At 35.2% G+C, this 13,475-nt stretch carries 10 protein-coding genes; 3 read left to right on the top strand and 7 right to left on the bottom strand.

Features of this window, described 5'->3' with window-relative positions:
- Positions 1–56: 56 nt before the first annotated feature.
- Positions 57–1,391: a trigger factor gene (locus tag OXQ85_RS01280; RefSeq protein ID WP_267401862.1), complete on the bottom strand. Its 1,335-nt coding sequence runs from the start codon at positions 1,389–1,391 to the stop codon at positions 57–59.
- Positions 1,392–1,902: 511 nt separating this feature from the next.
- Here OXQ85_RS01280 and OXQ85_RS01285 point away from each other — a divergent pair.
- Both OXQ85_RS01285 and OXQ85_RS01290 read left to right on the top strand, forming a co-directional pair.
- A complete protein-coding gene (locus tag OXQ85_RS01285; RefSeq protein WP_267401863.1) occupies positions 1,903–3,360 on the top strand; it encodes a hypothetical protein in 1,458 nt (485 codons plus the stop codon).
- 35 nt (positions 3,361–3,395) lie between these two features.
- Positions 3,396–3,935: a hypothetical protein gene (locus tag OXQ85_RS01290; RefSeq protein WP_267401864.1), complete on the top strand. Its 540-nt coding sequence runs from the start codon at positions 3,396–3,398 to the stop codon at positions 3,933–3,935.
- A gap of 144 nt (positions 3,936–4,079) precedes the next feature.
- Here OXQ85_RS01290 and OXQ85_RS01295 read toward each other — a convergent pair whose 3' ends face one another.
- The 4 genes from OXQ85_RS01295 to OXQ85_RS01310 form a co-directional block, all read right to left on the bottom strand.
- A complete protein-coding gene (locus OXQ85_RS01295) occupies positions 4,080–4,640 on the bottom strand; it encodes a hypothetical protein (protein WP_267401865.1) in 561 nt (186 codons plus the stop codon).
- A gap of 29 nt (positions 4,641–4,669) precedes the next feature.
- Positions 4,670–7,054 carry a TonB-dependent receptor gene (locus OXQ85_RS01300; protein ID WP_267401866.1) on the bottom strand — a complete coding sequence of 795 codons (2,385 nt, stop codon included), beginning with the start codon at positions 7,052–7,054 and terminating at the stop codon, positions 4,670–4,672.
- Positions 7,055–7,285: 231 nt separating this feature from the next.
- Positions 7,286–7,642 (bottom strand): hypothetical protein, encoded by a 357-nt coding sequence (locus OXQ85_RS01305; RefSeq protein ID WP_267401867.1) that lies wholly within the window; start codon positions 7,640–7,642, stop codon positions 7,286–7,288.
- 225 nt (positions 7,643–7,867) lie between these two features.
- Positions 7,868–9,802 (bottom strand): ATP-binding cassette domain-containing protein, encoded by a 1,935-nt coding sequence (locus tag OXQ85_RS01310; RefSeq protein ID WP_267401868.1) that lies wholly within the window; start codon positions 9,800–9,802, stop codon positions 7,868–7,870.
- A 245-nt stretch (positions 9,803–10,047) separates the two neighbouring features.
- On the opposite strand from OXQ85_RS01310, the gene OXQ85_RS01315 reads away from it, so the two are divergent.
- Positions 10,048–11,193 (top strand): histidine decarboxylase, encoded by a 1,146-nt coding sequence (locus OXQ85_RS01315; protein ID WP_267401869.1) that lies wholly within the window; start codon positions 10,048–10,050, stop codon positions 11,191–11,193.
- Positions 11,194–11,264: 71 nt separating this feature from the next.
- Here the strand turns inward: OXQ85_RS01315 and OXQ85_RS01320 are convergent, their stop codons facing one another.
- Both OXQ85_RS01320 and OXQ85_RS01325 read right to left on the bottom strand, forming a co-directional pair.
- On the bottom strand, positions 11,265–11,783 hold the full coding sequence (locus tag OXQ85_RS01320) for a hypothetical protein (protein WP_267401871.1): 519 nt from the start codon (positions 11,781–11,783) through the stop codon (positions 11,265–11,267).
- A gap of 265 nt (positions 11,784–12,048) precedes the next feature.
- Positions 12,049–13,398 carry a DUF2235 domain-containing protein gene (locus tag OXQ85_RS01325; RefSeq protein WP_267401872.1) on the bottom strand — a complete coding sequence of 450 codons (1,350 nt, stop codon included), beginning with the start codon at positions 13,396–13,398 and terminating at the stop codon, positions 12,049–12,051.
- Positions 13,399–13,475 lie beyond the last annotated feature (77 nt).

Below are 13,475 nucleotides of genomic sequence, written 5' to 3' on the forward strand. Positions count from 1 at the left end.
AAAAACAAAAAACCACCAAAAAAATGGTGGTTTTGAAATATTTATATCTAAATAAATTATTTTTTAAGCTCTTCTAAAAACTCATCGTGAGAGATTGCAGTTTCTTTTTTAGTAGCTTTTTCAAGAATTACATCTTTCAATTTAGCCATAGCTACTTCAGATGAAATTTGTCTTACTTGCTCTTGGTCTTTCAACATTTCAACAGCATATTTCTGGATTTCCTCATCACCTAAGTGGTGGATTCCGTAAATAGCCAATTGATTTCTTACCAATTGCTCAGCTTGTGCTAAAACATCAGCATAATCTAACTGAATTTCGTTATCAGTCATCAATTTACCTTCGATGATTTGATATTTCAATTGAGTTTTTTCAGCTTCAAGGATTTCTTTAGCTTGCTCTTCAGTTTGAATGTTTTGGTTAGAGAATAATAACCACTTGATTAAGAATGCTTCAGGAAGTGCAACTTCTTCTTTTTCAGAAACTTGCTCCAACACTTTATTCACAAAGTGAACATCAGCATTTTGCTGGAAGTACTCGTCTAATTCAGATTTTACTTTTTCTTTAAGTCCATCTTCTGTTGTGATGTTTCCTTCTCCGTATACTTTGTCGAACAATTCTTGGTTAAGTTCAGCTAAGTTAAGACCATAGAAATCTTTTACTTTTACCTCAACTTCAGCGTGGTGTAAGTGCTCAACTTCTTCTTTAGAGAATCCTAATTCTTTAGCTAATTCTTCGTTTTCAGCAAGAGTTTCTTTAGAAACTTTTACAGAACCGTCCATTTTCAAAGATTTTACCAATTTGAAAGCTTCTTTATTTTCAGCATTAATGGTAACGTTCTTTGGGTGGTGGTGGTGCTCTCCTTCAGCATCTTCCTCAACAACCTGAGAAACTTCTAAAGCGATGTAAGAATCTTTATTGATTTTTTCTTGAGGAGCCTGCTCTGCGAAACGCTTCTGCATGTTCTCAATACTTTTGTTGATTTCTTTTTCAGAAGCTTCTACTTTGTAGTGAGGAGCCTCATATTTAGCTAAATCGATAGTGAATTCAGGCTCGTACCCAACTTCAAAAGCAACCTGAATTTGATCAGCATTGTAATCTAATTCGTTCACTGGTTGAGGAACCGGCTGACCAACTAATCTTAGCTTGTTATCGTTAACATATCCATTCAAAGCATCAGAAACCTGCTTGTTGATTTCTTCAAAAGCAATTCCCGCTTCATATTGTTTTCTAACCATACTCAAAGGCACTTTCCCTTTTCTGAATCCAGGAACTTGTGCATTTTTAGCATAATTAATCAATTGTTTTTCAACTTTTTCCTTATAGTCAGATTTTTCCAATGTCACTGTAAGCAATGCACTTACATCATCATGGTTTTTTGCAGTAACCTTCATTATTGATTAAAATTTTAGGTTGCAAAAATATGAAAATTTTATGAAAATCTATCAATTAAAATCAACTTATACAGCCAAATATTGTTAAAAGGAAGACATTGCAATTTTCCTTCTTATCTATAAGGAATAATACAACTAAAAACTTGACCAAAATCTGGCACCTTTAACATGATAATAAGTTTACACGACAACTATTAGGACGTACCACAAAAATTCAATTTTCATTAAAAAAATCCATAGAAATATTAAAATTCATAAATATTAATCTATAATTATTTATAAATTAATATAAAAAAATCATTAAAAGCCAATTTTTTATTTACTTTTGCAACCGAAAACTAAATACTAAGGCAAATTTTACTTCTCTTTAAGTTAAACCAAAGATTTTACGCTTAAAATCGCAGGATAATCTATTGTCCCTTATTGTATTTTTTCCTAGAAATTTTTATGTATAGCATAAATACAAACTAAGCCTTGAAAATAATTTAATAAAAAGTATAAATAATAAACTATGAAAATCTCTACCCGATTTGCAGAATTTCAATTTGGTAAAAAACAATTTGGAATCTCTGCAATTGCGCTATTATTAGGAATTTCACAAACCAGTTTTGCACAAACCAGAGTTATTGTAAATCCCGGATTGGAATTTGGAGTTGCCAATGCAACTGTGGTTCAAATTGACTCTAATTTCGGTTATGGTTCAACTTTCGATGCAGGCTCAGGTGTTACTTCCCCGTGGTATACTTCACATCCATCTCAGGCCAATTCATGTACGTCAGGATTTGTGGGAGCCTGTCACCCGATTGAAGTTTGGGGCACGGGATATAATAGTGTGAATGCAGCTCAGGGAAGCAATTTTGTTGAGTTGAATGCTTTTGTAAGCTCAATGATTTATCAAAATATGTATCTGGTTCCTGGCGATATCATCAGTTATGATTTCAAGCACAGAGCAAGATCCCGAACTCAAGAGCAAGCTGCCATGGTGATCGAAAATCAAAGTGAAGTAAATATCGCAACGATTAAATCTACAACTACCCCTTCCAGCATATCTCAATGGTCAACCAATTCTGGAAATTATACATTCAACGGAACAGCCGGAGTTTACAGAGTAGGATTCAGAGCTCTTGTTGACGGTGGAAGTGGCGGTCTTGGAAATTTTCTGGATGATGTTAAAATAACAGTAGATCCTATTATTGATTTAAAATTTTCCAACGCTTTGTCATCTTGTGAAGGATCAAGCAATGGAAATTTATTCCTACGAATAAACGGAGCTGTAAGAGCATCAACTACTGTAGCCGTAGAATTAATCAATCCAAATAACGGTACTGCATTAGCTTCAGATAATGACATAACCTTAACGCCTGTAGCGAATTCACACGGAACACCTACAATAGCCCACACAGCTGGATCCAATATTTATCTGATTACCATTCCTGCTGGTAATTATGATGGTGGTGTTACGCCCGGATACGCAAGTCCGAGCAATGATGAAGATGGAATTGCCATCAATATTGCGTCGGTAAATGATACCGTTTATGAACCCAACGAAACCTTTAAGTTTGAAATAAAACAACAGGGAACCAATGGTTCAACAACCAATTTCCGTTCTACAGAAACTCCTGTATTCGGAGATACATATTATCCGAGAACGAATGATTATTTTATCCTGAGATGTGTATGCTATGACGACGCCAATACCGCAACAGCAGGCACCATCACGAAGGTAGGTATTTCTAATTTACAAAAAATAACGCCGAATAACGGAGCTTGGCCGGCGAATAGAACATCAGGACATTTAGCTTTAGAATCGAATAATAAAGGATTTGTAATCTCAAGATTATCTACCACACAAATAACTGCTTTAGTTTCTCCACAAGAAGGAATGATGGTATATGATACAACCGTAAAATGTTTAAAAATCTATGACGGAACTGCATGGAGCTGTTTCAGCACACCAACTTGTCCGTAATCTTTTTTAAAACTAACAACTCAAAAATTAATACAATGAAAAAAATAATATCAGGAATATTTATAGGAATGGCGGCCCTTTCGAATGCACAAATTATCGTAGGAGATGCGGTAGGTACTGCAACTGTAAAAACGTCTGTTTTATTAGACTTTGCACCTAATCAAAATAAAGGAATCATTCTGCCATATGTAAGAACTTTACCTACAGCTCCCGCAGAAGGAACTTTGATTCTTGACGCAACAGATGCCACAAAAGCCCGCGTAAAATATTACAACGGAGCATGGATAGATCTAAGCGGACAGGATGCAAACATCACAACTGCATTAGCAACTCAGCCAACAGTAGCTCAGATTACTGAAGGAGCGGGCGAAAAAGTAATCATCGGAGCAGCAGCAAGTACAGCAAATGGTCTTCTGGTGTTGGAATCTACTACAAAATCAATGGTATTGCCGATTGTTCAGGATGTTCAGAATATCCCAAGCCCGGCAGCCGGAATGATGGTGTACGTAAACAAAGCCGGAGCAAAACGTCTAGCCATCTACAATGGCAGCAAATGGTCTTATTGGAAACCATAAAATAATCGATTGATATATTCTAAAAACATAAACTTTGTTCCCGCAAAACCTCCTATTCTGGAGGTTTTTATTTTTAGCCAACAATAAAACAGGCTGCCCCAAATAAGGACAACCTGTTTCTCTAGACATGAAGTTTATTTTTTATTAATGTGCATCTACTGTAATATCTACATCACTTTCTCCACCAACGGTTTGACCTAATTGGTTAGAAGCAGAAGGATAATTTTGGTTAACAGAAGTAGGCGCGTGAATCAATTTAATATTCATTTTTCCTGTAGAAGCTACAGAAGTAATTGTCCATTCAGTTTTCATTCCCAATTTCTGCCCGTCTGTTCTTTCGATGTCATCTGATGCTCTGATTACTTTAATATCAGCATCAGCAGGGCTGAATGTAATGAAGTGATGATCTTTTTCTTCTTTAATTTCTTCTGAAGAATGGTAATGATCATCATGTTTAATCTGGAAATCCAATACGGCAACATAAGTATCTCCTTGGTGTAAATGAAGATGACCATCTGCCACACCTCCGATTACATTTAAAGTCTGTATATCGGTAGCGTCTGCTTTATTCGTTAATGTTAAAACTACCTTTCCGATCTCATCATGCTCGTGGATATCTTCAGGAATATCATCATCCCCATTTCTACATGATAAGATAAAAACTGCAGCTAAAAGTAATAGTGTTATATTGAATAATTTTTTCATTTTAAATTTAATTTTAAAGTTTTAATAATTTAGAAGTTGTATTTCAGAGTAACGATAAAGTTTCTACCGGATTCCGGCATAAAATATCTCAGTCTGTTAAGATATTCGCGATACTCTGTATTAAAAATGTTGTTGATTCTGAAATTAAGATTCAGATTCTTGAATAGGTCTGTACCCACAGACGCGTGGAAAATACTGTAGGCAGCAGGAGGAGTGCTCAGATCAAGCTCTTCTGTTTTCGCTGTTCCGTCTTCAATAAAATCTACATTCTGATTTCTGATCGGAAAACGATTTTGTCTGAACACATTTTCATTTTCCAGTCTGATATAGAAATTTTTCGGCGTATTTAATTTAAATTCCACTGCATTTCGAAGATTGGCTGGCATCATTAAGATCAAAGGTTCGTCATGAGTTAGATCGTCTCCTTTCAGAGCACTGAAACTTGTATTCCATTTTAAATTATCCAGAATATTAAGTTCGGCATCGGCATCAATTCCAAAAATTCTGGCTTTGATCTGCTGATAGCTCCACACCGGAAAAACCCCTCTGTTGGAAGACTCGATCCCCGTCGGAACCTGATTGATAAAACTATCCGACATCATATAATAAGGATTCACCTCAATATGCAATCCTTTCAAAACATTGAATTTCCCTGCTAATGAAAGGCTCGCGTTATACACCGTTTCTTTCTGAATCGATAAATCTCCTTCCTCAATAATCGCAGCAGAATGGTGAAGGCCATCAGAAAAAAGCTCTGCCGGATTCGGCGTTCTGTCTGCTCTGGAAAGGTTTAATTTCATTTCAAAATTATTATTCGGCTTATAATTCAATCCTACATTGGCGGAAAAATTATGATAATCTAAAATAGGACGGGTTAAAATTCTGCTGTCTACCTCTTTCACAAAAAACTGAGGATAGCGGCTTGCAAATTTCTCGTTCCAGTCTTTCGCATCATAATATTTATAAGAATCATATCTGCTGAAATCATATCTCGCCCCTGCTTCTGCATTCAATTTTGAACTGAATTTATATTTGAATACAGAAAAAGCACCTGCATCATATTTATAATAATCAGGAATTAAACGTCTTGCTTTTGTTGCCGGATTCGGATAATTATCCTGAAAACCTGCTGAAAGACCGCTTTCAAGACTCCAGTTTCCTCTTTCCAAAAGATGACTTACACTCGCTGAATGGGTGATCAACCTTAAATCCATAGACGGAAGTTCATTCAGTTCACCCCTTCTGATATCGTATTCTTTACGACGATTCAACTGAAAGCTGTATTGAAAACTTACTTTTCCAAAATTTTCAAAACGCTTGTAGGCAGACAGTTTTGCGATATGATGCTCTACCTCTTGTTTAGGATTCACAATATCATAACTGAAATCATCCAGATAATAAGGCTGCCCGAATTTAATGGCATTTCTGAAATCTAAAGGACTTCCCAAATGCGCCCCTTTAAAGATCCCAAATTCCTGATTAATGCCACTGTACGAAACATCAAATCCTTGCATAAAACCATGATTTCCAAAAGAGAAATTAAAAGAATTCACCTCCGCGCCCGTATTTTGCAGCGTATGATGAGGAATATAAAGATCCCCTAACTTTTTATAACTTCCTCCGGTCTTTACATACCATTGGTTTTTCCAGGTTTTGGCGGCATTGGCAGCAATTTCGCCTCCTCTTCCGTTAGAAATACCGGAAAGTTTTATGCTTCCCATCACGGTATCTTTTTTAGGTAAAACAGCAGGTTCCAGAACGACAACTCCTCCTACAGCATCGCTTCCGTATTTTAAAGCAGAAGCTCCTTTAATGACATCAATATGCTCAAAATCATTAACATCTACATTCGGAGCGTGCTCTACACCCCATTCCTGTTCCGCCATTTTCACACCGTTATTCAAGACAGCGATACGGCTTCCGTATAACCCGTGAATAACAGGTTTTGTGATATTATTTCCAGTTTTAAGCGCGGTAACTCCCGATATTCTAGAAAGTAAATTCCCCAGATTTTCGGTAGAATTTCTTTCAATATCAGCTTTATCCAGCGTTTTTATAATTACAGAACCACTTTTTTTGTGATTTCCGTGCAATGTAACGACCTCAATATCCTCAACATGATGTTCAAGGGTAATTGCTAAGTGCATATCCTGATTAACTCCTATATTTTCAGTATAATCATTACAATCAGGATGTTTAGCAATGAGTATATATTTTCCCGCAGGAATTTTATTGAAAGAAAATTTACCGTTTTTATCAGTTTTTGTAGTAAAATCTCCAATTTTCACTACTGCATTTTCCAGCATGGTTTTGTCATGAAAATCCTGTACAGATCCTTCTACGGTAAAAGTCTGTTGTGCGTTTGTAAATGCAAATCCACAAAGAATAAGCATTAAACTATATATCAATTTCATTGTTAAATAGATAGATTGCGTACCTCACAAAAGGTACATTTCGTAAAAAATGTGAAATTTATGGCTGATAGATTTTCTTTAAAACCAATTGTATTGATGAATAATGTAAAGTATCAATTATGATCCTCTTTACAAATATCAAATGATGAATTCAAAATTATCCATTTGAAAAATTCAACGAAATACAATAAACTTTAAACCTAATTAAAGCCAAAAAAGAATCTTAAAAAATTAAGAAAGTGCGGGCGGACCGCGAAGTTGAAAAGTGAATTTTGTCTGAGACCAAATTTTTTCCTGAACTGCAATAATTTGTTCTACTTCGTGCGTATAAGCTTCGAAATGAAAACTAAATTCTTCAGGAACCAAAGTATGTCCGGTAGCTAAGAAATGACAAGCCAAACAGTCGCCAGCTTTTTCTTTAGCTACATTATTTGAGATTTTATGTTCTGTTTTTTTGAAACTGAAATTCTTAAAAACTTCTTCAGAACTGTGATTGTGAAAATTTTGAGAAAACAGCGCAATAAAGTAAATCCCAAACAATAGCTTGGAGATAAAACTTTTCAGATTTCTGCTTTCCTTAAAAATCATTTGTCAAAATTATAAAAATAATTTAAGTTTTAGCTTAAACTTTTATTAAAATGCGTTTTGTAATATGTAGAAATGATTTGGGTTTTGTTACATTTCTTTTGAAATATACTTTAAAATCCTTCGACTTCGCTCAGGATGACAGCACTAATACTAACTGTTTTTATTAGCTATTAATTTTTAGCGATATCATGCTGAGCCAGTCGAAGCATTTATTAATTTCAAAAATTAATCCAACTGAGCACCTAAATGCTCCCACTCCTGCAAAGCAAGATCAAGGTCTTGTTTAATTTTATTATATTTTTCCAGTGTTTCTTCAGAAGGATTTTCTTTGGTAAAAGAAGCTTCAAATTCTTCCACTTTTGTCTCAAGCTCTGAAATTCTTTCTTCTACTTTTTTTATTTTATTCTGAATATTTTTCTGCTCTTTGCTTACAATAGTTGATGGTTGATTGTTTTCTGTTGCCGGTTTTTCTTCTTTCTTAATCTTTACCTCAACCTTAGCCTCTTCTCCGTGAAGTTTTGCTTTTTCGGCAGAAATTTCTCTGATAGATTCTTTTTGTCTGAACTCAAGATATTCGTTGATGTCTCCTAAGAATTCTTTCATTCTCCCATCACGGAATTCATAAATTTTATCACAAAGCCCTTGCAGGAATTCTCTGTCGTGAGAAATTACGATCAACGTACCTTCAAATTTCTGAAGCGCCAGCTTAATAATTTCCTTAGACTGAATATCCAAGTGGTTCGTAGGCTCATCCATAATCAACGTGTTGAACGGACGTAGCAACAATTTACAAAGTGCCAGACGGTTTCTTTCCCCTCCAGAAAGTACTTTCGTCTTTTTATTCACCGCTTCGCCCTGGAAAAGGAAAGATCCTAACAAATCACGAACTCTTGGTCTTGTTTCTTCCGTGGCAGCATCTTCCGCCTCTTCCTGAACCGTTTTATTTGGTGTTAAAACTTCCTCCTGATTTTGAGCGAAGTAACCTATATTTACATTATGACCCAAATTCCAGTTTCCTGAATAATCTTTGATATCTCCGGCAAGAATTTTCGCCAATGTCGTTTTCCCCTGTCCGTTTTGTCCAAGAAGCGCAATTCTGTCTCCTCTTTGAACGATGAAATCTACATCATCAAAGATTTGTTTTTCACCATAAGATTTTCCAAGATTTTCAGCTTCGAAAATAACTTTCCCCGGAACCTGTGATTGAACGAAACGAATATTGAATTTTGAAACGTCTTCATTATCCACTTCAATACGTTCAATTTTATCTAATTTTTTAATCAAAGACTGCGCAAAAGATGCTTTGGTAGCGCTTGCACGGAATTTGTTGATATTATCTTCCATTTGCTTGATCTCCGCATCCTGATTCTTTTTGGCCTGAATCAGTTTTTCACGGCGATCTTCACGCATGATCAGATATTTGGAATAATTGGCTTTGTAATCATCCACCTTTCTGTTATTCACATCAAAAGTTCTGTTACAAACAGCCGTCATGAACTGTTTATCGTGACTTACCAGAACGATCGCTCCCGGATAATCTTTCAAGAAGTTTTCAAGCCACATGATCGATTCCATATCCAAGTGGTTGGTAGGCTCATCGAGAAGCATGATGTCATTCTTTTGAAGAAGCAGTTTTGCCAGTTCAATTCTCATTCTCCAACCTCCGGAAAATTCATCGGTGATTTTTTGGAAATCATCTGCTTTGAAACCAAGACCAAACAATACTTTTTCCATATCGCCTTCCAGATTGTAGGCGTCATGGTTCATCAAAAGATCGTTCAGTTCGGTCATTTTGTTGATCAGATCCGTATAAGAATCACTTTCGTAGTCAGTTCTTACGGTCATTTGATGGTTCACTTCTTCCAATTCATTCTTCCACGCATTGATTTGTTCGAAAGCCTGCATCGTTTCATCCCAAACCGTTCTTCCTTTTACGAAATCTAGATCCTGTTTCAGGAAACCAATGGTGATATTTCCTTCTGGAACTACATTTCCTTCGTAGAAAGTAATTTCTCCGGAAAGCATTTTCAATAAAGTGGATTTTCCCGCTCCATTTTTTCCAACTAAACCAATTTTATCATCCTTTTTTATCGTGAAATTCACGTTTTGAAACAAATATGTTCCTGAATGATGTAATCCTAGACCTTGAACCGAAAGCATGTTAAATAATGATTAATAAGTGAGTAATGAATTTTCGGGTGCAAAAATACGGAAAAAGAAATGAATGACCGAATATGAAGCTAATCATCATAAGATTATTAATTTTAAACCTTAAATTATTCCACATTTTCAGTAATAATGAGATTATGACAAATGTTAATAAAAATTTACTCTCATTTTTGTGAAAAATATTCAATAACTGATTTTTAAAGTGTATCTTTACTTCACACTAAAAAACTATTACTATGATTAAAAATTTAAAATCCGAAGATCTGGCCAAGCTTGACCAGCTAGAGAAATATTTAGATGAAAAATCTAATCACTTTTTTGGATATCCCTGTACATTTGATTTCGACTATTCACCGCTTCAAAAATTTTTGAAATACCCAATCAATAATGTCGGTGATTCTTTTTACTCAGGCGGATCGTATCAAATAAACACCCACAGTTTTGAAAGAGAAGTCATTGATTTTTTTGCTCAATTGTTGAAAGCTCCCATCAATAATTATTGGGGATATGTCACGAACGGAAGTACAGAAGGAAATCTTTACGGATTATATTTAGCGAAAAGAATTTATCCTTCCGCAATCGTCTATTTTTCCGAAGAATCTCATTACAGTATTGAGAAAAATATTAATCTTTTAGGAATAAAATATGAAAAGATTAAAACACAGAAAAACGGCGAAATCGATTACGAAGATTTTAAACAAAAACTCAGCTTGCATCAGCATTTGCCTGCCATTGTTATAGCTAATATCGGAACTACCATTAAAGAAGCCAAAGATGATGTGACGAAACTTCGCGATATTTTGGACGATTTTAATATCAAAGACCGATATATTCACTGTGATGCGGCTTTTTGCGGAAGTTATGCACAATTTATTACTCCAAAGCCTAATTTTGATTTTACGGAAGGCGCAGATTCCATTATCATTAGCGGACATAAATTTATCGGGTCGCCCATTCCTTGTGGTGTGGTGATTGTTTTAAAACATAATAAAGAAAAAGTATCAAGCTTTGTGAATGTAATTGATAATCTTGACGATACTATTACCGGATCCCGCAACGCATTAACTCCGCTTATTTTATGGTGTGCCATTAAAGCTTTTGGAGCTGAAGGACTGCGTGAAAGGTTCTTTAATTGTCTGGAACTTACAGAGTATACTTTTGATAAAATTTCAAAACTCGGAATTAAGGTTTGGCGAAATCCTAATGCTTTAACGATCTTAATTCCTCGCGTGAATAAAGAACTGCAATACAAATGGCAATTGGCAACGCATGACGATATTACGCATATCATCATAAAACCTGGCATGACGAAATCGATGATTGATACATTTATCATTGATCTTGAAAAAGAAACTCAAAAGGATTTGGCAGATGTATTTTAACTGACCATTCAATATAAAATCAGAAAAGCTGCCCATTTGAGCAGCTTTTTCCCTATAAAAAATGTTATTTATTAGAAGGTTTTAGGCGTAACATCCACAGTGCTTACTCCATTTCCACCTCTTAGGAACTGAAGCAAAGGAATATTATTCTGTTGATTGCTGGATGCGCCACAAATTACCGTATTACCGCCATTGTTCATTGCCTGCTGACCTCCGAACCACCAATTATTACTACCTGCGCTGTGACCCTGAGCAATCGCTATATTGTAAAAAGTACAGTTGATTCCGTTTGAGAAATTAAGAACCAACGTTCCGATCATTGCAAAATTAAGATCATCCGGATCGTGATTAAATGTTGTTCTGTTGGCCGGAATATTTTTCGAGAACCAACTCGCCACATCTGAAGAGCCTTTTCTTCCTACCGAAAAAGTAAATATACCATCACTTTTGCAGCTAACTACTAAACCTGCATGAATTTTATTATCCGGATCTTGTCCGCTTGTTACCGAAAAACTATTAACGGTAAAAGTTCCGCTTACTAAATTGTTCGAAGCCACTGAAAACGTGACCTCATTATCGTGATACGTCATGATTTTTGTTTTTAAATTGTTATTCTACTAATTAATTTTTTTGCTCTTTGCTGAAGCTTCGTTTAAAAGAACAATTCAAAGTTGCGACTATTAAAAGAGTAAAAAAACAGTATAAATCACCAATTTAAGATTTAAGTAATTATACCTATTCAAGTTATAGTTTAAGATAGATAACAATATTTATAAGTTTTATCATTTAATTAAACAAAAAAAAGAATCGCCCTGACCGACGACTCTTTAACCTAAACTTAAAACTGAAAAAATACTAACATTTATTATATAAATTTTCGTTTATCAATATGGTACGGCTCCAGCTATCATTATTCGGGATATTGGTGCCGTAAGCGTAATCTATAATGGAATCTTCCATTAAATGTACTTCTGAATGAAGCTTGGCGCCCACCGAATTCACAAGATCGCCCTGTGCATTGCTTGGGACATTCAGCCCGTTGTTGATGAGTTCCGCATCCATCAAACCTTCATAACTTCTCAGCAATGTACTCGGATACATCCCGAAATTGGCGGAAATGTGAGTATAATCTGAAAGTTTTTCTTCATCATAATTTGGTCTCAATTCTTTTGAAAACGTTGAAATATATTGTTCAAGCTCTTTTGAAAGCTGAATTAAATAAGGATGCTTCGAAGAATCTATCTCGAAATTTGTTTCGTTAAAATCTGTTCTAAAAACAGCCTCCACAGCATTTGTTTCAGCGGCCATTAGTTTACCGTAAACTTTTGATAAATCATTGTAAACCAAATTTCGGACAACATAGCCCTGAGAAAAAAATGTTCCTTCCTCTATTTTATAATTTTCAAGAGGATGATTCCAAATTCTGTTGCCATAAATATCTTTGGTATTCTGCCTGATATTTTCGACATAATTAATAACCGAACTGTCTCTCTGATGGTTTGCAGAAATATAAACCGATTGCGAAGCCGTTAAATAACCACCACCAACATCTGCATGCACTCCCGGAACGAAAATTTCTTTATGTACAGAATTTCCTTCGTTCTGCAAAGTATCAATCCTATCTTTTGAATTTTCGAAAAAGCCTGTCAACGGAAAAAAATATCGGCATTCATTCACAGCACAAATATGAAGCGCATTTTCCACTTCCGGTAAAACATTGACTTTATAATGATTGAAAGGAGTAGATTCCACTGTATCAAAAACGCCCAGAAATTTAATTTTAAAATTCATTTTTATTTTCGAATCTGGCTGTAACAATTCATAGCAAAATGTTCTTGCCAACATACTTCCTCTGCTGAATCCGTAAACAAAAAACTGATATTCTTGCGTTTCATCCTGAACGATTTCCTGAAGTTTTGCAAAAGCTTCCGATAATTTATCATCAGAAGAATATCCTGTAAATCCTACTGGATTTTTGCAGGTTGCCATTGCAAAATCGCTGTCTTCAGAACCTGTTAAAGTTCCGATTCCTTCGATGTATATTTTATGATTTCCGCTAAATAATTCAAAAAGTTTAAAAATATTGGTTGTGGCTCCGTAATAGCTTTCGTTATTTCTATAAGGTTTTTGTGGTGAAATAGCATTCAAACCATTATTTCCCGTACCGTCAAAGAAAATACCAACCGAAATTATATTATTTTTCATGCTTTGTGGTTTTTAGACTTCAAAGCTGAAGCCCATACTTTATCAACACCTCAAAGTAACGATGAAAAAAAAAGACG

Origin of the sequence: Chryseobacterium sp. GM_Chr_2 (assembly GCF_026540445.1) — a bacterium.
Classification (GTDB): domain Bacteria; phylum Bacteroidota; class Bacteroidia; order Flavobacteriales; family Weeksellaceae; genus Chryseobacterium.

Coding starts and splice junctions, on each gene's coding strand:
- OXQ85_RS01280 (WP_267401862.1), bottom strand. CDS start 1,391: ATGAAGGTTACTGCAAAAAACCATGATGATGTAAGTGCATTGCTTACA.
- OXQ85_RS01285 (WP_267401863.1), top strand. CDS start 1,903: ATGAAAATCTCTACCCGATTTGCAGAATTTCAATTTGGTAAAAAACAA.
- OXQ85_RS01290 (WP_267401864.1), top strand. CDS start 3,396: ATGAAAAAAATAATATCAGGAATATTTATAGGAATGGCGGCCCTTTCG.
- OXQ85_RS01295 (WP_267401865.1), bottom strand. CDS start 4,640: ATGAAAAAATTATTCAATATAACACTATTACTTTTAGCTGCAGTTTTT.
- OXQ85_RS01300 (WP_267401866.1), bottom strand. CDS start 7,054: ATGAAATTGATATATAGTTTAATGCTTATTCTTTGTGGATTTGCATTT.
- OXQ85_RS01305 (WP_267401867.1), bottom strand. CDS start 7,642: ATGATTTTTAAGGAAAGCAGAAATCTGAAAAGTTTTATCTCCAAGCTA.
- OXQ85_RS01310 (WP_267401868.1), bottom strand. CDS start 9,802: ATGCTTTCGGTTCAAGGTCTAGGATTACATCATTCAGGAACATATTTG.
- OXQ85_RS01315 (WP_267401869.1), top strand. CDS start 10,048: ATGATTAAAAATTTAAAATCCGAAGATCTGGCCAAGCTTGACCAGCTA.
- OXQ85_RS01320 (WP_267401871.1), bottom strand. CDS start 11,783: ATGACGTATCACGATAATGAGGTCACGTTTTCAGTGGCTTCGAACAAT.
- OXQ85_RS01325 (WP_267401872.1), bottom strand. CDS start 13,398: ATGAAAAATAATATAATTTCGGTTGGTATTTTCTTTGACGGTACGGGA.